Annotated in this window: 11 protein-coding genes; 4 read left to right on the forward strand and 7 right to left on the reverse strand. The window is 65.1% G+C overall.

All coding sequences use genetic code 11. From position 1 onward, the window contains the following. Window positions 1-42: 42 nt before the first annotated feature. Together ACQP2U_RS32495 and ACQP2U_RS32500 are read left to right on the forward strand one after the other, a co-directional pair. The gene (locus ACQP2U_RS32495) at window positions 43-13404 is read left to right on the forward strand and encodes an amino acid adenylation domain-containing protein (protein ID WP_433710949.1); all 13362 of its coding nucleotides are present in this window, start codon (window positions 43-45) and stop codon (window positions 13402-13404) included. 221 nt (window positions 13405-13625) lie between these two features. Beyond that, entirely contained in the window at window positions 13626-14570 is a 945-nt protein-coding gene (locus tag ACQP2U_RS32500; RefSeq protein WP_433710950.1) for a dioxygenase, read from the forward strand. Between the two features lie 57 nt (window positions 14571-14627). Here the strand turns inward: ACQP2U_RS32500 and ACQP2U_RS32505 are convergent, their stop codons facing one another. Both ACQP2U_RS32505 and ACQP2U_RS32510 read right to left on the reverse strand, forming a co-directional pair. Next, window positions 14628-15041: a DUF7144 family membrane protein gene (locus ACQP2U_RS32505; protein WP_433710952.1), complete on the reverse strand. Its 414-nt coding sequence runs from the start codon at window positions 15039-15041 to the stop codon at window positions 14628-14630. An 89-nt stretch (window positions 15042-15130) separates the two neighbouring features. Further along, window positions 15131-17251 carry an MMPL family transporter gene (locus ACQP2U_RS32510; RefSeq protein WP_433710953.1) on the reverse strand — a complete coding sequence of 707 codons (2121 nt, stop codon included), beginning with the start codon at window positions 17249-17251 and terminating at the stop codon, window positions 15131-15133. Window positions 17252-17678: 427 nt separating this feature from the next. Here ACQP2U_RS32510 and nrdF point away from each other — a divergent pair, with 427 nt between their 5' ends. Beyond that, window positions 17679-18641, forward strand: a complete 963-nt coding sequence (nrdF, locus tag ACQP2U_RS32515) for a class 1b ribonucleoside-diphosphate reductase subunit beta (RefSeq protein WP_387289513.1) — start codon at window positions 17679-17681, stop codon at window positions 18639-18641. 64 nt (window positions 18642-18705) lie between these two features. Here the strand turns inward: nrdF and ACQP2U_RS32520 are convergent, their stop codons facing one another. Beyond that, window positions 18706-19983, reverse strand: a complete 1278-nt coding sequence (locus tag ACQP2U_RS32520) for a fatty acid desaturase family protein (protein WP_433716649.1) — start codon at window positions 19981-19983, stop codon at window positions 18706-18708. A 28-nt stretch (window positions 19984-20011) separates the two neighbouring features. Then, window positions 20012-20785, reverse strand: coding sequence for a hypothetical protein (locus tag ACQP2U_RS32525; protein WP_433716650.1), 774 nt, complete (start codon window positions 20783-20785; stop codon window positions 20012-20014). Here ACQP2U_RS32525 and ACQP2U_RS32530 point away from each other — a divergent pair. Next, window positions 20747-21088: a hypothetical protein gene (locus ACQP2U_RS32530; protein WP_433716811.1), complete on the forward strand. Its 342-nt coding sequence runs from the start codon at window positions 20747-20749 to the stop codon at window positions 21086-21088. The genes ACQP2U_RS32525 and ACQP2U_RS32530 overlap by 39 nt on opposite strands. Before the next feature lie 209 nt (window positions 21089-21297). Here the strand turns inward: ACQP2U_RS32530 and ACQP2U_RS32535 are convergent, their stop codons facing one another. From ACQP2U_RS32535 to mgtE, 3 genes are all read right to left on the reverse strand, one after another. After that, the gene (locus tag ACQP2U_RS32535; protein ID WP_433710954.1) at window positions 21298-22611 is read right to left on the reverse strand and encodes a PucR family transcriptional regulator; all 1314 of its coding nucleotides are present in this window, start codon (window positions 22609-22611) and stop codon (window positions 21298-21300) included. Further along, a complete protein-coding gene (locus ACQP2U_RS32540; RefSeq protein ID WP_433710955.1) occupies window positions 22608-22793 on the reverse strand; it encodes a hypothetical protein in 186 nt (61 codons plus the stop codon). Before ACQP2U_RS32540 ends, ACQP2U_RS32535 begins: the two co-directional genes overlap by 4 nt. An 814-nt stretch (window positions 22794-23607) precedes the next feature. After that, complete coding sequence (gene mgtE, locus ACQP2U_RS32545; RefSeq protein WP_433710957.1) at window positions 23608-24972, reverse strand: magnesium transporter; 1365 nt, start codon at window positions 24970-24972, stop codon at window positions 23608-23610. Between the last annotated feature and the right edge of the window lie 290 nt (window positions 24973-25262).

A 25262-nucleotide genomic window follows, 5' to 3' on the forward strand; every position in this document is an offset into this window, starting at 1 on the left:
GGTGTACCACCGCTCCAGACGTCAGAACGCAGGTGTGCTTCTATGCAACAGCCATCGTCCTCGAACGGAAAAATAGGCACCGCACCGCCCAACAGCGCGTTTCCGCTGTCGGCAGCCCAGCGCGGCATCTGGTTCGCCCAGCACATAGCGGGTGATACGCCCATTTCAATCGCACAGTACGTCGAATTGGTCGGCGAACTCGACCTCGACGCGCTGGCGGAGGCCGCGCGCCGGACCGGACGGGAATTCGGTACCGGATATATCCGGCTGCTCGAAGTCGAGGGTCAGCCGTATCAGTACGTCGACGCGACCTTGCAAGACGAGCCCGTCGTCATCGATCTGCGGGACGAGCCCGATCCCGAGGCGGCGGCACATGCCTGGATGCGCGCGGAGTACGCCGCACCACTGGATCTCATGCGCGATCGACTGGTCGCGATGGCCATGCTGCGGGTCGCCGACGATCGCTGGTTCTGGTACTCGCGCATGCACCACATCGTGCTCGACGGAATGGGTGCGCTCGCACTGGTACAGCGCACCGGCGAGATCTACAATGCCGCCATCGAGGGCCGCGAGGCGCCGCCCGCCAAGGCCGAACCACTGCAGAAGATCGTCGAGGCCGATCTGGCCTACCGCGACTCGGACCGATTCGAGGCGGACCGCGAGTACTGGCGCGAGCATCTGGCGGGGATGGCCGACCCGGTCAATCTCGCGGGTCGCGAGGCCGATGTCGACGCGCCGCCGAGCCGGGTCTCGGGCGCACTGCCCGCCGCGACGGCCGAATTGCTCGATATCGTGGCGAAGGCGGCGGGCTCGAACACAGCGCCGACGATCGTCGCCGCCTTCGGCGCCTATCTCGCCGCGATGACCGGCGCGCCCGAAGTAGTACTGAGTCTCCCGGTTTCGGGACGCACCACGGCGGCGCTGCGCCGCTCCGGCGGCATGATCGCCAATGTCGTTCCGATGCGCCTGAGGTTGGCACCGACCACCACGGTCGGTGATGTGATCCGGGCAGCGCAGAGTGAGCTGACCGGGGCGCTGCGCAGGCAGCGTTATCGGCAGGAGGACATCGTCCGTGATCTCGGCTGGTCGATGGACGAGGCGTCGTCGTTCGGCCCGGCCGTGAATCTGATGATGGTAGACACCAGGATTCAGCTCGGCTCGGTCACCGGACGACTGCACGTGCTGACATCTGGGTTGATCGATGACGTGTTTTTCAACCTGTATCCAGGCGTCGGCGGCGAGAGCACCCACATCGATCTGCAGGGCAACGGGAACCTGTACAGCACCGATGAATTGGCGGCACACCATGCCCGCTTCTCGATGTTCCTGCAGGCGTTCCTGGCCGCCGGACCGGATGCGCCGCTGTGTACCGTCCAAGTCGTTTCCCCGGACGAGCAGGATCAGCTGGTGCCCGCGCGCGGACCCGAAGCCGTCGCACCGCGCACCCTCCCCGAAATCATCGCCGCCGGTGCCGCACTCGACCCGGAGGCTGTGGCGCTGCGCAGCGGCGATACCAGCATGACCTACCGTCAGGTCGACGAGTACACCAACCGCCTGGCCCGCGTCCTGATCGCGGCGGGCGCCGGACCCGAACGCACCGTTGCGATTTCGATTCCGCGCTCGGCCGAGTCCGTCCTCGCCACGCTCGCGGTGGCGAAATCCGGTGCGGCATTCGTGCCCATCGACCCGACCTATCCCGCCGACCGGATCGAGCATATGGTCGGCGACAGCGGTGTCGTCGCGGGCCTGACCGTGCATGCGGCGCGAAAGTCCCTGCCGGACCGCGTGCATTGGCTGCCGCTGGACGATGAAGCGACGGCCGAAACAGTGGAAGCACGGGATTCGGCGGCGATCACCGATGCCGACCGCCGCGCGCCGGTACACCTGGATCAGATCGCCTACATCATCTACACCTCCGGATCGACGGGACTGCCCAAGGGTGTGCTGGTGTCGCATCGCGGCCTGGCGAATTTGGTCACCGGTTCCGGCGCCGGATTCGGTGTCGGCGCCGATTCGGTAGTGGCACACGCGGTTTCGCCGAGTTTCGATATTTCCGTCGAGGAGATCCTGGTTACCCTCGCCGCGGGTGCGACGCTCGCGGTAGTGCCGCCGTCGGCGTACGCGGGCGAGGAAATGGCCGAGGTCCTGCGCGCGCACCGGGTCACCCATCTCAATGTCACCCCGACGGTGGTGGGCTCGCTGGACCCGGCGACGCTGCCGGATCTGCACACGATCGTCGTTGGTGGTGACGCGTGTCCGCCGGAGCTGGTGACCACCTGGGCCGGGCGGACGCTGTTGAACGGCTACGGGCCCACCGAAACCACCGTAACCGTGACCTTGAGCGGACCATTGTGCCCCGGCGCGCCGGTCACCATCGGCAGCATCGTTCTCGGTGTCACCGCTGTCGTGCTCGACCCGTGGTTGCGACCGGTGGCGCGCGGCGCGGTCGGTGAGCTGTATCTGGCCGGTGCGGGCGTTGCGCGCGGCTACCACCAGCGCAATGGGCTGACCGCCAGCCGTTTCGTCGCCAACCCGTACGCGCCGGGTGAGCGGATGTACCGCACCGGCGATCTCGTGCGGTGGACCGAGCACGACGAACTGGAGTACCAGGGCCGCAGCGACTTCCAGGTCAAGGTGCGCGGGTTCCGCATCGAACTCGGCGAGATCGATGCCGCGCTGCAACGGCAGCCCGATGTCGACTTCGCACTCACCATCGGTGCCGAGACTCCCGCCGGAGCGACCGCGCTGGTGGCATACGTGCTCGGCAAGCCAGGCACCGAGATTCACCCCGAGGCGCTGAAAGCCGCTGCCGGTGAGACGCTTCCGGCCTATATGGTCCCCTCGGTCATCATGGTGCTCGACAGCATTCCGTTGACACCGCTCGGCAAGGTGGACCGCAGGGCCCTGCCCGCACCCGATTTCAGCGTCCGAGCGGTTGCGAGCCGGGCGCCCTCGACGCCGCGCGAAGCCGCACTGGCGGATTTGTTCGCTGATGTCCTCGGACTGGAGACGGTCGGTGTCGACGAGAGCTTCTTCGCACTCGGCGGCGACAGTATCGTCTCCATCCAGTTGGTATCGCGCGCGAAGGCGGCTGGGATCGGCTTCAGCGCACGAGATGTGTTCGAGCGCAAGACCGTTGCCGCGCTGGCCGCGATCGCGACCGATGTGCGCGCGCAGACGATCACCGAACTGCCCGGCGGCGGGGTCGGCACCGTGGAGCTCACGCCGATCGTGCACGCCATGGTGGAGCAGGGACCGACCTGGAGCCGCTTCGGTCAGGCCGTCTTGATCGGTCTACCCGAGGGTTTCGGTCGCGACCAGCTCAGCGCGGCGGTCCAAGCTCTCATCGACCATCACGATGTGCTTCGCTCTTCACTGCGGCACACCGAACAAGGCTGGGAATGGATTGTCACCGAGCGTGATTCGATAACCGCCGATGACTTGATCGAGGTAGTCGCGGCCGACGCGGAGTCCGACGACAGCTACGAACGCGAGTTACAACACGCGGCGGATCTGCTCGACCCCGAGGCGGGTATCGTCGCGCGCTTCGTGCTGATCGAGCGGGCGGGCGCCGATCCACTGTGCTGGCTGGTGCTGCACCATCTGGTGACCGACGGTGTCTCCTGGCGAATCCTGCTGCCGGACCTGGCGATCGCGGCGGCGGGCGGCGCGCTCGCGCCCGTCGGCACCTCCTTCCGACGGTGGGCATACGGTCAAGCCGAACAGGCGCCCGAGCGGGCGGCCGAACTACCACTGTGGCAAGAGATGCTGGCTACCCCGGATCCGGCCATCGGCTCGGCGGCACTGGATCCCGCGGTCGACGTCGTGGCCACCATGGGCCAGTGCCGGACCATCGTCGACCCGGATATCGCGAACACCGTGGTGGCCACGTTGCCCGACCAATTCCATTGCGGTGCGGACGATGTGCTGCTCGCCGGACTCGCCCTCGCGGTGAGCCGCTGGCGCGATCGCACTACCGCGCTGCTCACCCTGGAAGGCCACGGCCGATCCGAGACGCTGCTGCTCGGCGCCGATATCGCCCGCACGGTCGGCTGGTTCACCAACATCTACCCGGTGGCCATCGATGTGACCGGTATCGATCTCGACGACGCGTTCGCCGGTGGCAGCGCGGCGGGCACCGCGATCAAGGCGGTCAAGGAACAGCTGCGCGCGGTACCGGATAAGGGCATCGGCTACGGCATGCTGCGCTATCAGCATCCGGAGTCCGCTGCCGCGCTCGCGGACGCGCCGATCCCGCAGCTCAGCTTCAACTATCTCGGCCGTGCGCTCACCGGCGGGCACGCGGGAGCGTGGCTGCCACAGCGTTTCGCGGCGACGCACAACGAATCGGCGCCACTGGCCGCGGTCGTCGATATCAATGCGGTGTTCACCGATGCCGGTCTGGAGGTCACCTGGGCCTACGCCTCGCGGCTGCTCGACGAGGCGGATGTCGGTCGACTCGCCGAGCTGTGGTCGCAGGCGCTGCGTGCGCTCGCGGTGCACGCCGACTCGCCGGACGCGGGCGGACGCACCCCGTCCGACTTCGAATTGGCCCCGGTGCGGCAACAGCAGATCGAGAGCTGGGAGCGCACCTACCCGAATCTCGTCGACGTCTGGCCACTTTCGCCGCTGCAGTACGGTCTGCTCTTCCACGCGCTCTACGACACCGATACCGCCGACGACTACACGGTCCAATCCATGCTCACCCTGGCGGGCACCGTGGATTCCGCCCGCTTGCGCGATGCGGCGCAGGCCCTGCTGGAACGGCACGAGAACCTGCGCGTCGCCTTCACCGAAACCGACGACGGTCCGCGCCAGCTCGTGCTCGCCGATGCCGAAATCCGCTGGCACGATATCGATCTCACCGATATCACCGACGCCGAGGAACGTGACCGCGAAGTCGACCGCCTCATCGCCGTCGATGCCCGCACCCGATTCGAACTCGACCGCCCACCCCTGATCCGCTTCACCCTCATCCGCACCGGGGCCGATATCTATCGGCTGGTCATGACCAATCATCATCTGCTGTTGGATGGCTGGTCGACGCCGCTGCTGGTGCGCGAGCTGCTGACGCTCTACGTCATGACGGGCGACACCTCCACACTGCCGCCCGCGCACTCCTACCGGGAGTTCCTGACGTGGCTCGATGAGCAGGACAACGAGGCCTCGCTCGCGGCCTGGACGCAAGCGCTGGCCGGCGTGGATACGCCGACGCGCGCGGTCCCGACACTGGCCGGGATCGAATCGACCGAGACCGGAATGATCTCTCGCGACCTGACCCGCGCCACGGTCGAGCGGCTCGAGACCACCGCACGCGAATCCGGCGCGACGGTGAATACGATGGTGCAGTCCGCATGGGCAATGCTGCTCGCCATGATGACCGGACGCACGGATGTGGTGTTCGGCGGCACCGTATCCGGTAGGCCACCAGAGCTGCCCGGTGTCGAAGAGATGGTCGGGCTGTTCATCAATACGCTGCCGGTACGGGTCCAACTCGATCCCGCGGAGAAGGTCGCCGACCTACTGACCCGCATCCAGGCCGAGCAGGCGCGCCTGCTGGACCACCAGCATGTGGGGCTGGCCGCTATCCACCGTGCCGTCGGCCTCGCCGAACTCTTCGACACGCTGACCGTATTCGAGTCGTATCCGATCGACCGGGAGGCGCTGTCGCAGGCGCTCGATATCGCGGGTATGCGGGTGCTCGATATCGAGGGCACCGACGCGACGCCCTACCCGTTGGGCCTCATGGTCATTCCGGTGCACGGCGAAGACGGGCACGACACGCTGCGCATCAGCCTGAAATTCATGGCCGACCAGCTCGATATCACCGCGGCACGACCACTGTTGGACCGCTTCATCCGGCTACTGACCCAACTCGCCGACAGCCCGAATGCCCTCGTCTCCCAACTGCGATACTGCGACGACGCCGAACTGGCCACCCTGCTGCCGGTGCGCGGCGCGGAATCGGTTCCGCCGCAGACACTTCCGGATATCCTGTCGGCGGGTGCGCGCGTCGATCCCGATGCCATCGCGATCACCGCGGGCGATCTCACCATGAGCTATGGCGAACTCGACGCCTGGTCCAACCGCTTCGCCCGGGTACTGCTCGGCCGCGGTGTCGGCCGGGAGATCTTCGTCATACTCGCACTCACCCGATCACTGGAATCCGTGGTGGCCGTCTGGGCGCTCGCCAAGTCCGGAGCGGCCTTCCTACCGCTGGATCCGAGCTATCCGGTGGAGCGGATCGAGCACATGCTCACCGATTCGAAGGCCCCGATCGGAGTGACCGTCACGGCGACCGGTGAGACACTGCCCGGCACCATCGACTGGCTGCTGCTCGACGACCTGAACACGATTCGACGAGTCATGCTCGTCTCCGACGCACCCATCACCGACGAAGAGCGCGGCGGCCCTATCAATATCGACCAGACCGCCTACCTGATCTACACCTCGGGCTCCACTGGTAAGCCCAAGGCAGTCCTGGTCAGCCATCGTGGCCTGGCGAATATGGCCACCGCACAACAAGAGGCCCTCGAACTCGGTCCCTCTACCAGTTCGCTCCAGGTCGCTTCGCCGAGTTTCGACGCATCGGTCATGGAGCTGCTGATGGCGCATTCGACGGGTGGCCGCTTGGTGGTAGCGCCACCGGATGTCTACGGCGGCAGCGATCTCGAACATCTGCTGCGCACCGAACGGGTCACCCATGCCGCGGTCACGCCGTCGGCGCTGTCCACCATGGAACCGAATGATCTGCCCGACCTACAGGTGCTCGGGATCGGGGGCGAGGCCGGCGCACCCGAACTGATCGACCGTTGGGCGGTCGGGCGGCGGATGGTGAATCTCTACGGCCCCACCGAATTCAGCGTCTGTGCGACCAACCCCGCCGAGCTGCTGCCGGGGAAGCCGATCACCATCGGCGGCCCGATCCGCGGCGCGTCCAATCTGGTGCTCGATACCTGGCTGCGACCGGTACCCATTGGCATCGTGGGTGAGCTGTACCTGGCCGGTCCCGCGCTGGCCCGTGGTTACTTCAATCGATTCGGAATGACCGCGGCGCGCTTCATCGCGAATCCGTATGGCGCGGCCGGAGAAAGGATGTATCGAACCGGCGATATGGTCCGATGGGTCATCGGATCCGACGACGCGCTGGAACTGGAGTACTTGGGCCGCAGCGACTTCCAGGTCAAGATCCGCGGGTTGCGCATCGAACTCGGCGAGATCGATGCCGTGCTCTCCCGTGACGAACAGGTCGAATACGCGGTGACCATCGGCCAGCCGGGACCGGCGGGGGCGACCGTACTGGTCTCCTATGTGCTGCCCACGGCGGGCACCGAATTGGACCCCGAGCGGCTGCGTGACCGAGTCGCGGCCGAACTGCCCGGCTATATGGTGCCCAGCCACGTCGTGGTGCTCGACGAGATCCCGCTCACCCCGGTCGGCAAGCTGGATCGCAAAGCCCTTCCGATGCCTGACTTCTCGGTAACGCAACGGCCGTATCTGGCCCCGCGCACACCCGTCGAACAGGCCGTCGCCCAGGTATTCGGCGATGTACTCGGCACTGAACAGGTGAGCGTCGACCACTCGTTCTTCGAACTCGGCGGCAACTCCCTCAGCGCCACCAAGGTCGTCTCACGGATCAATTCGACCCTCGGCTCGACCATCGCGCTGCGCGATCTGTTCGACGCGCCGACCGTCGCGCAACTGTCCGCGCGGGTGATCCCGGCGACCGACGGCAAACCGGGCCGGTTCGTTCTCGCCCCGCGGATCAGGCCGGACCGAGTTCCCTTGTCCCCGGCTCAGCAACGCATGTGGGTGCTCAATCGTCTCGATCCCACCTCGTCGGCGTACAACATCGCGGTCGCGCTGCGGCTCACCGGCCACCTGGATACCGACGCGATGCGCCGGGCCATGGCCGATGTGATCGGCAGGCACGAGAGTTTGCGCACGCTGTATCCCGTCGACGCAGAGGGACCACGTCAGGTGGTCGTCAGCGTGCAGGTGGCCGCGCCGCCCATGCCGGTGCTCGATACCGAAGACGGCGCCCCGCTGCGTGCGCGCATCAATGAGCTCGCCGGTACCGGATTCGATCTCGCCATCGAGCCGCCGGTGCGGGTGGGGCTGTTCCGGATCGTGGATCCGGTCGCTGCCGTATCGAGTTATTCCGCCAGCGACGCGCCGGGGGCGGCGGAGCAATCCGCCACCGTCGCGCCGGTCAGCTCGAGCCCGTCCGCTGGCGTCCCGCCGGTGTCATCGGGTGCCTCCGCAGGCCTGGCTCCGGTGTCTTCGAGCTACACCGCGACGGAGACCGCGGTATCGGATTCCGTCGGTGACGGATCGGCCGATGTGCACGTCGTTGTGCTCGTCGTACATCACATCAGCGCCGATGGCGCATCGATGGCGCCGCTGGCGGCCGATCTGGTCGCCGCCTACTCCGAGCGGGCCAGCGGGGCCGAGACCCACAGAGGGCCGCTCACGGTGCAATACGCCGACTTCGCCCTCTGGCATCGGGAACTGCTCGGCAGCGAGTCGGATCCGGAATCGCTGGCGGCCCGCCAGATCCGGTTCTGGATTGACACCCTCGCCGGTGCGCCGGATCTGCTGGAGCTGCCCGCGGACCGCCCGCGCCCCGCCGTGCAATCCATGCGCAGCGCCGACGTCGATTTCACCCTCGACGCGCCATTGCACCGTGCCATTGTCGAATTCGCGGCAGCGAACAATGTCAGCGTATTCATGGTCGTGCACGCCGCACTCGCGGTTCTGCTCGCGCGGCTCGGCGGCACCGACGACGTGGTGATCGGAACACCGGTCGCCGGTCGTGGCGCGGAGGCACTCGACCAACTCGTCGGCATGTTCGTCAATACGCTCGCGCTGCGCACGCCGGTCGATCCGGGGACCGGATTCCGCCAGTTCCTCGCCACCGTGCGAGCCGCCGATCTGGATGCGTTCAGCAATACCGATGTGCCCTTCGAGCGACTCGTCCAGGTACTGAACCCAACCCGATCGACCGCACACCACCCGGTATTCCAGGTGTCGCTGTCACTGCAGAACTTCGTCGAACCGGTCCTGGAACTGCCAGGGTTGCGATTCGAGGTAGAGGATTTCGATCGGGCTGCTTCACAATTCGACCTGACCCTCGATTTGCGCGAACGTTTCGGCGCCGCTGGCCCGGACGGTGTCGAGGGCGTAATGACCTATGCGAGAGATCTTTTCGATCCGAGCACGATCGCGACCTTCGCCGCGCGGTGGCGTCGCGTACTCGCCACGGTCGTCTCCGATATCGATGTACGTCTGGCCGATATCGATATCCTCGGCGAATCCGAACGCACACAGCTGGTTCCGGTACGTGGCCCGCGGACCGCGGGCACCACGACACTGGCCGAGGCACTCGCCGCATCCGCCACGTCGTACCCGGACCACCCGGCCGTGGTCGCTGATGGTCACACGACGACCTACCGAGAGCTCGACGCCCAGTCGAATCAGCTGGCCCGGCTGCTCCTCGAAGCGGATATCGGACCGGAAACCGTAGTGGCGCTCGGTCTCCCGCGCTCCGCCGAACTGCTCACCGGCATGTGGGCCGCCGCGAAAGTCGGCGCGGCCTTCCTGCCGGTCGATCCGAAACATCCGGTGGACCGCATCGATCACATGCTCACCGATTCCGGTGCGCGGATCGGGCTCACCCGCGCCGCCTATCGGCCACTACTGCCCGACAGCACCGAATGGCTCGTCCTCGACGACATCGCATTCAGCGCACGCTGGCGGGCGGCGAGTGATGCTGCCCTGTCACCGTATTCGATCCATCCCGACAATCCGGCCTGGATGATCTACACCTCCGGGTCGACCGGAACACCGAAGGGCGTCTCGGTCCCGCATCGCGGTATCGCCGATCTCATTGTCGCACAACGAGAATCGCTCGGTGTCGACGCCAACTCCCGGGTATTGCAAGTGGCCTCACCGAGTTTCGACGCATCGGTGTTCGAGGCGCTGATGGCATTCGGATCCGGCGGCGCGTCGGTGGTCGCCCCGCCGGAGGTCTTCGGCGGCAGCGCACTCGCCGAACTGATCGCCGCCGAATACGTGACGCATATGGTGATCACGCCATCGGCCTTGGCCACGATCGATCCCACCGAGGTTTCGAGCGTGCGGGTGCTCGCGGTGGCGGGCGAGGCAATCGGTGCCGAACTCGTCGAGCGCTGGTGCACCGACCGGACCATGGTGAACCTGTACGGTCCGACCGAATTCACCATCTGGGCAACGGGTTCGGCACCCCTGGTCGCGGATGCACCCGTTACCATCGGTGCGCCCATCCGCGGTGCCGCCGCATTGGTCCTCGACGATCGGCTGCACCCGGCGCCCATCGGCGTCGCGGGCGAGTTGTACCTCGCCGGCCCCGCACTGGCCCGCTGCTATCACGCCCGGCCGAGCCTGACCGCATCACGGTTCATCGCCAACCCCTTCAGCGAACCCGGCGAACTCATGTACCGCACCGGCGACCTGGTGCGCTGGACCCGCGCCGCAGGGCACTCCCTCGAACTCGAGTACATCGGCCGCACCGACTTCCAGGTCAAGGTGCGCGGCCAGCGCATCGAACTGGGTGAGATCGATGCGGTGCTCGGCCGCGCGGACGGGGTTGATTTCGCCGTGACGCTCGGCGTTCCCGGCCCCACCGGATCGACGGCGCTGGCGACATATCTCGTGCGCAAGCCCGGTGTCGAACTCGACATCGCGCAGGTACGCGCGGTCGCCGCCGATGCACTGCCCGCGTATATGGTGCCCGCCGCCTTCGTCGTCCTGGATGCCATCCCGCTCAACGCCGTCGGCAAACTCGACCGAAAGGCCCTGCCGGAACCCGAATTCGTCGTCGAGGAGACCGAATACCGCGCCCCCTCGACCGCGACCGAGCAGATCCTGGCACAGATCTACGCCGAACTTCTCGACCGTGACAAGGTCGGCGCCGATGATTCGTTCTTCGCGCTCGGCGGCGACAGCATTCTCGCGATCCAGCTGGTATCCCGCGCGAAGCTGCGCGGCATCCAGTGCACACCGCTGCAGCTTTTCGAACATCGCACCGTAGCCGCGCTCGCCGCCGCCGTCGCGGTCGTGCCGCTGGACGAACTGCCCGGCGGTGGTATCGGTGAACTCCCGCTCACCCCGAATGTGCGCGCCCTGGTGGAGCGCGGCGGTAACTTCGATCGCTGCGCGCGGGCCGCGGTGCTGGAACTTCCGGTCGGCATCGAACGCGGCCAACTGGTCACCACGCTCACCGCCGTGGTCGACCGGCACGACATGCTGCGCTCGCGGCTGTGGCAGGCCGAGGACGGCTGGCGGCTACGGGTCGACGAGCCCGGATCCGTCGATGTCGACGCGCTGGTGCACCGCATCGAATTCGATGCCGCCGCCGACCCGCTCGATCTGCGCGAATACGCCGTATCCGAATTGGATGCCGCGGCGGGCCGACTCAGTCCAGCGAAGGGCATTGTGCTGCAATGCGTCTGGCTCGACCCGGTCGGCGACGCCGGAGCCAGGACGAGATCGGGCCGATTGCTTGTGGTGGTGCACATGATCGCCATCGACAGCCCATCGTTGCGAATTCTGGTGCAGGACTCGATCGCCGCATGGGCACAGGTGTCGGTGGGGAATACACCCGTGCTAGCCGAGACCGGTACGTCGATGCGCCGGTGGTCGCACGCGCTGGTCGAGGACGCGCATGCCGACCGTCGTATCGCTGAACTCGACTATTGGCGCCACGTGCTCAGCGGTCCCGATCCGCTGGTCGGCTCCCGCCAACTCGATCCGGCGATCGATCAGACGCACACCCTGCGCACGGTCGGACTCGAGGTTTCCGAGGAGGTAACCGACGCGCTGCTCACCACCCTGCCCGGGCTACTGCACGGCACCGGCACCGATACCTTGCTCGCCACCCTGGCCCTGGCGCTGAATCGCTGGCGGGCGCGCCACCAGGTCGACGAACCGACGGCTCTGCTGCGCCTGAGAGCCGATGACAGACCGGGACAGGCGATTCCGGGCGCTGACCTGAGTCGGACTCTCGGCTGGATCACCCCTATCTATCCGGTTCGGCTGGATCTGACCGAGATCGATATCGATGACGCCTGCGCAGGTGGCCTCGCCATGGGTGCGGCACTGCGCGCGATCAAACATCAGTTGCTCGGTGTGCCGGACCATGGCATCGGCTTCGGCGCGCTGCGCTACCTCAATGATGCTGTAGCAGAACAACTTCCATCCCGGCCGCCCGGCCAGATCGGCTTCGAATTCCTGGATCGGCGCTCGGCCGACGACATTCCGGCCGGGCTCGAGGGGCTCGGCTGGTCGCCCACCGACGAATTCGGTGAGCTGCGCGCCGACGAGCACCCCGGTGTCCCGGTCACGGTCGCGATCGATGTGACCGCGTTCGTCATCGATGATCGGTTGCATGCGAATATCCGCTTCCCCGAAACACTGCTGAACCGCGCCGAGGTCGCCGAGTTGGCGACCGTGTGGTCCGATGTGCTCAGTGCGGCAGCCGATTTCGCGCAGACTCCTGCGGCGCAGCAGGCCGCCGCGGACGAAAAGGCGGCCCTGGCGGCGCAGGCGGCCGCACGCAAAACCGCCACCACGCCAACCGGACTCGGCCTCGACGTACTCCTGCCGATCCGACTCGGCGGCACCGAACCCGCACTGTTCTGCATCCACTCCTCGTCCGGAATGTCGTGGAGCTATCTGGGATTCGCGGAACGGCTCCGGCCCGGCCGCCCGATCTACGGTCTGCAAGCGCCGGATCTCGGTGGCGAACCGTCGGCGCGCTCCATCGAGGAGGCCGCCGACCGGTACATTCGCGAAATCCGAGCCGTCCAGCCGAACGGGCCATACCACCTGCTCGGGTGGTCCTTCGGCGGTCTCATCGCGCATGCGATGGCGGCGAAACTGCAGGCGGCGGGCGAAACTGTTGGCGTTGTCGCGCTCTTGGACAGCGACCACGCCGATATCGATAGCGACACTATCGAACGGCTCTCGGCGGGCGCGTTCGTCAATACCTTCGGCTCGATCTTCGGCATCGAGGACGTGCCCGCCGAAGCGAGCGCACAGGAGGCGGCCGACCTCATCAAAGCCCGGCTCGGCATGGAGGTCATCGATGCCGAGCTCATCGAGCGAATGGCCAATTCCTACAACGCGTCCGCGCGCACCCGCACCGGATATCGCCGTCCGATCTTTGACGGCGACCTGCTCTATTTCAGCGCCACTGTCGATACCTCCGATCTCGTCGGCCCGGACGGCTGGCGTCCATATACCACCGGCCGCGTCCTCAACCACGAGATAGACGTCACCCACAATGAACTAACCTCGCCGCACGCGCTCGCGATCATCGCGCGTGTGCTCGACGAGCATTTGACAGCTGCCGGCACCGACTGAATGCCGAATTCGAATCGACCGAATTATCGACCGCGGAATTCGGACGGCGCCTCGTGCCGTTTGCTATGACCGCCTGGCGTCATTCGACTCCCACGCGATCTGCGGAACGTAGGCGGCGGCATCACTCACAGCGCACGCACAGCCGGGCCCAATACCACCCATAGCACCCGTTCATAACGTCACCGTGGACAGCGCAATCTCCACAACGGAAGGACAATGCAGTGAGCGCACATCCCCGGCACGACGGCGCCGGCGAGGTCGACGAACACGATCTCGGCCTCGCCCACGACTTGAAGGTGATGTCGCGTCGCCGCGCCCTGTTCTTCTTCGGCGCGGCCGGGGCGGCGACCGTGACGACAGGCTGCGCGTCGGCGACGACTACCATCGCTACCTCCGCAACCACCACGACCACCAGCAGCAGCACTGGCACGGTTACCGCCGCACCGCAGGAGACCGCGGGCCCATATCCGGGCGACGGCTCCAACGGACCCAATGTGCTGATCCAATCCGGCGTCGTCCGATCCGATATCACCACCAGCTTCGGCGCGTATTCCGGTGTCGCACAGGGTGTTCCGATGACCCTGAAGTTGAAGTTGCAGGACTTGACCAAGAGCGGCGCTGCCGGCGCGGGCATGGCCGTCTACGTCTGGCATTGCGACCGTTCCGGTGAATATTCGCTCTACGGCAAGAGCATTACCGACCAGAACTATTTGCGTGGCGTGCAGATCGCGGATGCCAACGGCGAAGTGAGCTTCACCTCGATCTTCCCCGCTTGCTACTCCGGTCGCTGGCCTCATATCCACTTCGAGGTCTACGACTCGCTCGGTGCCGCCGTCGCGGGCGATGACGCCCGGCTCACCTCACAGATCGCACTGCCGCAGGACGTGTGCAGCACCGTCTTCACCGCCGACTCCGGATATTCACAGAGCATCAGCAACCTCTCCCAGATCTCACTCGCCTCGGACAATGTCTTCGGTGACGGCTGGGATGCCGAAATGGCCACGGTCACGCCGAGTTCGGGTATGACCGTTTCGATCACCGTTGGCGTGGCCGAGAAATCGCAGAACACCCAGTCCGGCAGCGGGGGCACGCCACCGGGACAGGGCGGTCCCGGTGGACAAGGCGGCCCCGGCGGTCAGGGCGGACCACCGCCGCGCACCAGATAGGCGAACAACTCGGCCCCCGACCCGCACTCGACGGATCGGGGGCCGCTCACGCGAAACCTATCGGATGACTGTGCTGTCGGCGCCGACTTGCCGCGCCAGCGCCCAGATGATCAGCACATCGAGCGCGATCATTACCAACGACCAGAACGGGTACATCGGCGCGAACAGGAAGTTGTCCAGGAGACTGACCGAGGCCATCACGATGCCCGCGAGATAACCCCAGGTCTGCCCGGTCACAATGCCGATACCCGCGATAATGATCAGCACCGCGATCACCAGGTGGACCCACCCCCAGGCCGAGACATTCACTTGGAAAACCTGATCCTCGGTCAAAACGAAGAAGTCGCGCTTGGCGATGGCCGCTATGGCGGCGAGCAGATGCAGCAGGCCGGTGATCAGAATCAATACGCCCGCGAAGATCGTCATGTCATTGAGCGCGGGTCCGGTCTTGGTCGGGCCGGGACTGGTCATAACACACCCTCCTTGGCGAAACGCGTGGTAACCGACGGCCACAACGTAACCCCGGACGTACCCGAAACGCCGCAGCGCGGCGGCGCGGGTCACCTACTGAGACTGATCTCCGGTTCGCGTTCGGCCGCAGAACGCGGCCGGGCCAGCGCACTCGGCCACCAGATCCGGTCGCCGATATCCAGGGTCAGGGCAGTGACCAGGATCGAACGCACGATCACGGTGTCGAGCAGCACGCCGACGGCGATCACAATGCCCATCTCGGCGAAGGTCACCACCGGCATGGTCGCGAATACCGCGAATGTGCCTGCCAGCACCAATCCGGCCGAGGTGATCACCCCGCCCGTTGCGGCCAGACCGATGAGCGCGCCCGCCTTGGTGCGATGTTTGATCGTCTCCTCTCGCACCCGCGACATCAGGAAGATGTTGTAGTCGATGCCGAGCGCCACCAGGAAGACGAAGGTCAACAGCGGCAGTCCGGCATCGGCGCCCCGGAAACCGGCCAGATCGAAGATCCAGCGGCTCAGCCCGAGCGCGGCGAAATAGGACAGCACCACGGTCGCCGTGAGCAGAATCGGCGCTGTCACCGCGCGCAGCAGCACCATCAGGATCACCATCACAATGGCGAGCACCACCGGCGCGATAATCCGATTGTCATGTGCCACAGCCCGTTTGATGTCCAGCACGACGGCGGTCTGGCCGCCCACCCTGGCCTGCGGATCCACCGTGCGCACGGCTGCTCGCACCCGGTCGATGGTGGCCTCGGCGGCACGACTGTCCGGCGGATCGGTGAGCGTGCCCTCCAGATAGGCCAGGTCATCCCTGACGATCGGTCGTGACGGCGCGGTAATTCCGGATGTCGATCCCAAAGCCGCGGCGACCGCGTCGATCCGCGCGGAGGAGGCGACGACCATTACCGGCTGACCGGTACCTGCCTCGAAATGCCGTTCCAGCACCTCGGTTCCGGTGACCGCGGCGGAGGAGCCGACGAAGGCGTCCTTATTCGCGATGCCCTCGGCCTCCAGCCCGCTGGCGCCGAGTGCGAATGCGCCCAGTGCCAGGGCGGTGCCGACCCAGACGGTGCGCGGCCGCCGGGCAATGGCGAATCCGACCCGCGCCCAGAGCCCGGATTCGGTCTCGTTGACGGTGCCGAAATTCGGATGCCGAGGCCAGAAGATCCACCGGCCGACGATCACCAGCAGCGCGGGCAGCAACGTCAACATCGCCAGCAGCGCCACCGTGATTCCGATGGCACAGACCGGACCGATGCCCTTGGTCGAGTTCATTTCCGCCAGCAGCAGGGCCAACATCGACACGATCACGGTGCAACCGCTGGCCAGCACCGCCGGTCCGGCACGGTGCAGTGCCACCGCCATCGCATCATGTTTGTCGGGATGGCGGCGCAGTTCCTCGCGATAGCGCGCGACCAGCAGTAGCGCATAGTCGGTGCCCGCACCGAAGACAAGGACGGTGAGAATGGCCTGGCTCTGCGCGTTGACGGTCAGGCCGACCTTGGTCGCGCCGAATACCGCGGCCTGTGATATCACCAGCGCGAATCCCACGGTGAGCAGCGGAAAAACCCACAGCATCGGACCATAGGTAAGCAGCAGGATGACGATGACGACCGCAGCGGCCGAATAGAGCAGCAGACCGTCGATCTCCTTGAATACCTCGCCGAATTCGGCCGCGTACCCGGCCGGCCCGGTGGCATAAAAGGACAATCCGTCGGGGCGCTCCCCCGCCGCGTCATCGACCGCGGCGACCACATTCGTCAGGCGGTTCCAGCCCTCCGATCCCATCGAGATCGGCACCAGAATTTCCAGCGCCTGACCATCGCCGGACTGAATCGGGCCGAGCACCTTATCGGGCACCACATGCTCGACCTGCCGGAACCGATTGGCATCGGCCCCGACGGCCAATCGATCGGCGGCCGTGATTCCGTCGCGGCGCTCGTAGACCAGCACAACAGGAACATCGTCGCTATTGCCGAATTTCTCGGCCAGCTTGAAGGCCTGGGTGGATTCGGCGCTGTCGGGCAGCCAGGTGACGTTGTCGTTCTTCTGTGCGCCGGTGAGCTTTCCGGCGAAGGTACCCAGTGCCAGCAGGGCGATGATCCAGACGCCGAGCACCACCCATTTGCTCCGGCGGCCGCTCGGTACACGCGCGAGTCGGCCGAGCAGACCGGACATATCCGGATCGGTCGGTGCGGACATCGGGCCCCCTCGGTTGCCGCAACTCGGTCGGACCGATGTTACTGCCGAGCCCCGACATCCGTGAGTGAAAATGTGACGCTGCGCCCACTTCGATGCGGCCGACCGGGCCCGGCGCACCATCGGTGGTCGCCCGGCAATCGCAGCAATCTGGGCAGCGACACCAGAACCACGCCACGAGCCTGCGACCGACCGGTCGGCAAACCGCGGGCGACCGCGATGACGGCTCCGGTATCGATGCACGGATTTCGCGCTGCGTGCCGCACAATAGGTGCCGCACGCGGTGGTCACCGGCGCATCTGCGCCATCACAAAAGACACCGCTGCGACACAAGGTGTTGTGCTGCACGGACCTGTCATCCCCAAGGAGTAGTGTTCTGGGTGAAGCAATTCCGTGACGGCAGCGTGCTCGGGAAGGGTGTGGAGGCAGGATGAAACTGATCGATCGGGTGTCGGCCATCAACTGGAATCGGGTGCCCGACGAGAAGGATGCCGAGGTCTGGGATCGCCTGACCGGCAACTTCTGGCTGCCCGAGAAGGTGCCGGTGTCCAATGACATTCCGTCCTGGAACACCCTCACCGCCGACGAGAAGCAACTGACGATGCGGGTCTTCACCGGCCTGACGCTGCTGGACACCATCCAGGGCACGGTCGGTGCGGTAAGCCTCATTCCGGACGCCGCGACTCCGCACGAGGAGGCGGTGCTCACCAATATCGCGTTCATGGAGTCGGTGCACGCCAAAAGCTACAGCTCGATCTTCTCCACGCTGTGCTCCACCCGCGAGATCGATGACGCGTTCCGCTGGTCGGAGGAGAACCGAAACCTGCAGCGCAAGGCCGAGATCGTGCTGGAGTACTACCGCGGCGACGATCCGCTCAAGCGCAAGGTGGCCTCCACCCTGCTGGAGAGCTTCCTGTTCTACTCCGGCTTCTACCTGCCGATGTACTGGTCCTCGCGGGCCAAGCTCACCAACACCGCCGATCTGATCCGCCTGATCATCCGGGATGAGGCCGTGCACGGCTACTACATCGGCTACAAGTACCAGAAGGGTCTGGAACTGCTCGGCCAGGCCGAACGCGACGACCTCAAGAACTACACCTTCGAGCTGCTGTTCGAGCTCTACGACAACGAGGTGGAATACACCCAGGACCTCTACGACGAGGTCGGTCTCACCGAGGACGTCAAGAAGTTCCTGCGCTACAACGCCAACAAGGCCCTGATGAACCTCGGCTACGAGGGCCTGTTCCCCAAGGACGAAACCGACGTCAACCCAGCCATCCTCTCGGCCCTGTCCCCGAACGCCGACGAGAACCACGACTTCTTCTCCGGCTCCGGCTCCAGCTACGTCATCGGCAAGGCCGTCAACACCGAAGACGAAGACTGGGAGTTCTGACACGAGCTGCTACCACGAAGCCCGGCCCGGCCAGCCGCTCGAGCCGGGTTTCGTGGATCCTGAACTACTTGTCGCCCTTGGGCTCCCGCAGAATCTGTAGGATCTGAGCAACATCGGACTTCAGCGTCCCACGTCGCCCGCGAAGGCCACGGCGCTTGCCGGTGACCGGGCCGGCCGGAAGCCGATCAGATGTCGCATACTGGGTCGATACGCCCATGAATTCGAGTTCGGATCTGGTCTCGGGCGCGTCGTCAACGGTGCGACGCAACAAACCATCGGGCAGCGCAAGTTTGTGGACCGTCCGCAATGCCTGCAAAAATTGGTTGGTCAGCGAACCACTGGTGTAGGGCAAGTCGTATTCGTCACACAGCGCACGTACCCGCACCGCGATCTCGGCATAGCGGTTACTCGGCAGGTCGGGAAACAGATGATGCTCGATCTGATAGCTGAGATTTCCTGACATGAACGCCAGCACCGGCCCCGCCTCAAAGTTGGCGGTGCCGAGTAGTTGCCGGAGATACCACTCACCACGGGTTTCGTTGTCGAACGCCTCGATAGTGAACTTCTCCGCACCGTCGGGGAAGTGCCCGCACATGATGACGATGAACGACCATAGGTTCCGCAGCAGCAGCGCGCTGGCATTGGCACCGAGCGTTTGTTTGAACGCTGGACCTGTCAGTGCCGGATAGAAGATGAAGTCTTTGCCGAGTTGACGGGCGATCTTTCGTGCGAACTCCCGGTTCGGCTTCGATAACAACCGTCGGCGCGATGTATGCGTGAACCGGCGTTCCAGCGCCCAGTCGTGCACCGAGATTGCCCACTCGAAAAGCGCCGCGACAACAAGGCTCGACACCGGTTGAAACAGGTGAACCGGACGCCACGGTTCGTCACGAGTCATTCGCATGACGACGAAGCTCAGATCCTCGTCCATGCCGACGACATTGGTGTATGTGTGATGGAAGTGGTTGTGCGACCGCTTCCAATGCGCCGACGGACCGACGAAATCCCACTCCCATGACTTGGAATGAATCTCCGGATCGTTCATCCAATCCCACTGACCGTGGCTTATATTGTGTCCGAGTTCCATCATTTCGATGATCTTCGCGAGAGCCAGCATCGCCGTGCCCACCAGCCATGCCGGCCGCCGTCGACTCGCGAACAACGTCAATCGCCCGCCCAACTCCAGCATCCGCTGTGCTCTGATCGCACGCAGAATATAATTGGAATCGCGTTCACCTCGTGACAATTCGATGTCTCGACGAATCGCGTCCAGTTTCGTGCAGAGGGCGTCGATATCTGCTTCGTTCAGATGGGAAAATGTCTTTATGTCCGTGATCGCCACGGGCATCCTTTCTAATGGAGCGTTCGCGTTATTGCCGCGCACCGAGCGCCACGGCATCGTCGGCCGGTAACACCGGCATCGGCTCACCGAGTACATCTGGATCGACGACGGCAAGGAGTTGGTCGGTGGTGCGGGTGTTGATCCACGTCGCCGCGATGTCGTAACCGTGGTCGAAGAGCTCCTCCGGTGAACGCGTCGGGGACCGCAGCGCCGACCCATATGGCAGTTCGGCGAAAATGGTTCGTGCGCAAAGGTTTTTGTCACGGAAAGGTCGTGTGCGGCGAGGGATCATCGGCAGTGACGAATGGGCCAATGGAAGAAGTAGCCCGCCGCGGCTGTAGTGCGGCTCAGGGCCGTAGAGGTCGAGGACGAGCGCGGGATGAGACTCGAACACCTCATACGGGACACGATGGTGTGTTCCGCCATCGAAGATGTGATCGAGCGCGGTGGCGGCAGGGAAGGCCCCCGGTATCCGTGTCGCCGCGACCAGCGCATCGGCGACGGGCATATCGGTCAAGCCCAGCTTCGGCAAATCCTGAGGAAGGAATAATGTGCCGTGCTCACCCGAGTAGACCGGAATGATCAACGAGGAAGCGATCCCCGACGGCTGCCGCCGAGCCACGTTCGGTTCGAGCACGAAATCAGCGAAGGTCCGATCGCCGACAACCGCATGTGCGAGTTCGCGTAGGCGAGCATCGGGGTAGAGCGTGCGTTTGGTCAACATCGCGTGAAAGCTTCGGTTGCCGACTACTTCGCTTGCCGGATGATCGACGGCGATCTGGCGCAGCTGCGTGCGACTCATTCCCAAAGCCGCGGCGGCGGCACCGATAGCCCCTCCGCTGACACCCAGTACGACTGGCTGAATAGGTGTCGCCCCTGTGACACCACGATCCGCCAGTATTTTCGCCCGCCTGGAATTCAAACTATCCACGGTGCCACTGACCATCCCCGCCATAAGAGCGAGGCTGCGTCCGGCGACACCGGCCAGAATGCGAACCGGCACCAGTTCCTCAATCAACAGACTATCCTTCTCGAAATCGAATCAGTTTGGATCACAAAGAATTTCGTAACGCAGGCGGTCATGCCAATCGACCCCGGCGATTGATCTCGCCGACGGCCACGAAATTCGATTGAAGGAGATCGCCCCCGATGGTCGCTCTATTATCGGCCGCCCGACCGAAATACTCGCTGCGCTTTCCGCAGTCGCCCACATCGGAAATCTATGATTCCAGCGTCATTTATTTTGATATATTCGCAACACTTTTCTACCGGTGGTTCAGCACCGCGTGCCGTGCGTGCAGGATCGGCGGATAATCAGGACCGTCGGCGCAGGACGGTGGCACCGAGGAAGCGGCAGACCTGCAAAGCCAGCGCGATATCGAGTTTGTCATGTGGGGCGGTGCCGGCGCGGGTGGCCTCGATCGCCTTGGTGATGCGGTATTTGACGGTATTGCGGTGCAGAGTGAGGATTTGGGCAGTGCGCACATGGCTTTCGCTGACGGTGTAGTAGGTGCTGAGGGTGCGGCGCAGAGTGGCTGCCTGATCGGTGTCGACCGCCAGTTCACCCAGGACTTCACGGACCCATGCGCGGGTGGAGTCCAGGTCCTTGGCGAGCAAGGAGACGACGGCGACACCGGGATCGCCGAAGCCGATGACCGTGTGCGAGGAATGGATCCCCGAAACACTGGCGACGAAGTATGCGGCAATGGCCTGTTGATGAGATCGGCGGAATCCGCCGAGTGCGTCTCCGGGCAGTCCGACCGTCAGTCGCACGCCGTCGGCGGGATCCACCATGGCGTGCAGTTCGGTGGTATCGATCACCGGGTGGCGGTGGCCGAACGGTAACCACGCCCACACTGTGTGGCGGTCGATGGCAGTGACCAGCGCCGGACCCTCGGCGCGCAGGCCACGGGCGAGCGTCCGCACCTGGGTGTCCAGGAGGTTCAGGGTGCTCGGTTGATCATGGCCGGAGCGCCACAGGATGAGAGCCAGATGGGTTTGGCCGAGCAGGTAGCCGGTCTCGGTCTCGAAGACACTTGTATCGACTGCGTCCGCGGACAGTACGGCATGCACAGTGGAGGAGTGCACGCTGCCGCGGGCGTTCATCCACCGGCTGCGCTCGGCCTCGTAGGCGTCCAAGACGTGCAGGGTGATCCAGTCGACGTAGGTGGAGACCAGCTCGGTGAGCCTCTTGACGACGGCGAGTGCGAGTGGCGCGGGCAGGTGGCGGCGATCGATCTCGTCGTGGCACAGACGCAGCAGGTCGTTCTGACCCATGTGATACGCACGTACCAGCGAATGGGGCGGAACTTCGCGCTGGGCGAGTCGTAATGCGTTTTCGACGGCCGCGGTGGCGGGCTGCAAATGGTCGACGGGAATATCGTTGGCCAAGATATGGATGACGGTGGTGAAGTTGCCGTGCACACTGGCCTCGAGCATTTCCTCCAATTGAGGGTCGTTGTCGAGGTGGTCGATTTCTCGCGCGATCATGGCGCTCATCGCCTGGGTGATCTCCCGTTCCCGCGACTTCAGTGTGCTTGCGATGTCCGCTATGACCGCGGCCGCATCGTCCATGGCCGAGACACGGGACAACTGGCGCTGATGGGGCGAGTTGGCAAAGGCGCTCATAGGCGCGCCCGCTGCGCGACTGGCGAACGATGGGTTGTCCGCCGATACTGCAATGCCGAACTTCGCTGGTTGGGGTGGATGACGGTCGGCAGCGTCAGCCAGTTGACCTTCAACATCGTGTCGGGGTATGCGGACAGCAGCGGCGAGCCATCGGGTCCGCCGCCGACGACGGCTGCGATCACGTCCGCCGAACCTCGGTGGTCGAGGATGCGGGGTCGTGCATCGCGGGCTCCTGCGGATCGGTCTGGTTGCGAACCGGGTCGGTATGCGAGTCCAACACCCACTCCATGTCGAATGGGATGGGGGCGTTGGGCAATCAGGATTGCTCGGCGACCGCGTCGGCGCCCCGGTAAGTCTCGATCGTTCCGAGTGCGGCGTCGATGAGCTTAATAGTGCCGGGACAGAAGTTCCCAGCCCTGGGAGTGCATGGCCAGGAAGCGGGGCGACCGACGGAAGATCTCCTGTGGTTGATCCCATATTCCTCCTCAGGAGACCGTGCCCACGAAAGTAATTCATGGAAAAGAAATTCGGACGGCGTCCGTGCCGTCGAGACGGCCACCTCGAGTGGAGCCACGCAGGCCCCGAACCGCTCGGTGAGCTCTCGCACGTCCCTGTCCGGGCATATACGGATCACCCGATTCGGAAGCGCGCCGCCGCGTGAAATGTTCAAAAGCCGCAGCCATGACCTCGACCATTTTCGACTTGCTATGGAGTACGAGGGTAATAAGCCTCTCCGAGGCCGGAAAGGTCCTGAGGGCACACACTTTCAGGCGGGCTTTGTGCTTTCTGCACATCCGCCGCCGGGATAGTGCGGTGTCGTCATGCCGAGTACGCGGTCCAACGTGCGTGTCGGTTGCGCTCGGGTCGGCGATGGCGCGGGGTCGGGGTGCAGAAGTAGCCCCAAGCTGTGGGGCCGGGTGCCACCAGAGCGGACTGAACACGCAGTCCCCGCCATCCGAAGACGACGGGAACCCGGTCGCCGCAACGTAATTCGGGTCAGATGCCGAGGACCAGTTTGGCGGTGGTGAAGTAGATGATGAGGCCCGTGGCGTCGACGAGGGTGGTGACCATCGGGGCCGAGACGACCGCCGGATCGATGCGGAATCGCTTGGCCAGCAAGGGCATGGTGCCGCCGATGGTCGCGGCCCAGCCGCAGATGATGACCAGGGTGATGCCGACGACCAGCGCCGTGCCCGGATCGACGAACAGCGCGCCGATGGCGACGCCCGCCGTGGCCAGCATGGTGCCAAGGACCAGGCCGACGCGGCATTCGCGCCAGATCACCTTGAACAGGTCGGAGCCGCGCACCTCGCCGACGGCGAGCGCGCGCACACATGCGGTTGCCGCCTGGGCACCGGCATTCCCGCCCGCGCCGATCAGCAGCGGTATGAACAACGCCAGGTGCGCCGCCTGCTGGAGGGTGCCCTCGAAGAAGTCGGTGACACTGACCGTCAGGGTGGCCGCGAACAGCAACAGCAGCAACCACAGCGCGCGGTAGCGGGCCAGCTGGAACACCTTGGCCGCCATGTAGTGGCCCTCCCACGGTGCCGAACCCGCCTGCTTGGCGACATCCTCACTGTCGGCGGCCTCGATGACCTCGACCGCGTCATCGATGGTGAGCAGTCCGACCAGCCGGTCCTCACTGTCGACGACCGGCAGATTGATGACATTGGTTTCGCGCATCAGCCGCGCCGCCTTCTCGGCGGAGTCGGTCGCACGCACGAATGTCGGCTCGGTCACGACCAGATCCGACACCATCGCATCGGGACGACTCAGTACCAGCTCACGCAATTCGACAATGCCGGTGAGTCGGCGGCCGGCGTCGACGACGGGCAGCGTGTATACCGTTTCGGCATTGATGCCCTTGATCCGCACCGTCTGCAGAGCGTCCGGCACGCTCAGATTGCGCGGCAACGCAACGACTTCCGGCGTCATGTACAGCCCGACCGAGCCCTCTGGATAGCCGAGCAGCGAAGCGGTCATCCGGCGTTCGCGCGCACTCAGTCCGGCCAGCACCTTCTTGGCGACTTTGGCCGGTGCCTCGCGCAGCATCCTGGCACGGTCGTCGGGATCCATCGCCTCGACCAGATCGCGGAAGCTCTGATCGCGCAGGCCCTCCAGAATCTGTTGCTGGTCAACGGGTTCGAGTTCCTCGAACACGGCGAGCGCCAGATCCTTGTCGAGCAGACGGAAGGCGATGCCCGCCTGGACGGCGTCCATGCGTGCGAGTTCGTCCGCTATGACATGCGGCTGCTGGTTGTCGAGCCAGTCGAGCGCGGCGTCGACACGATGGGTATCCACGATGTCCTGCAGGGATGCGGACAGCGTCGGACGTGCTTCGATGAGATCGGTCTGCGACATGGGGGGTCCTCAGCACACGGCGAGTAAGCGAGTGAATCGAAAACGAAGTCACACCGCGGGCACCAACCCCGGGACCGACTACTGCAGTACGGTTTTACGAAGGGGCGGCGCCGCGCGGCCTTCGACTGGGAGGTTCGCTGCGCATCGCAACCCCACCTCCTCAACGTTGCCACCACTGCGGATTACTCGAATGCGCCGCCGGATCGGACCGACCGCACAGCTTCCGGTTGAAGGATACATGCGGCGACGCGGGTGTTCACACTCGAATCGCGTAAAGACCGACGATATCT

Origin of the sequence: Nocardia sp. CA-084685, assembly GCF_050955785.1 — a bacterium.
GTDB lineage: Bacteria > Actinomycetota > Actinomycetes > Mycobacteriales > Mycobacteriaceae > Nocardia.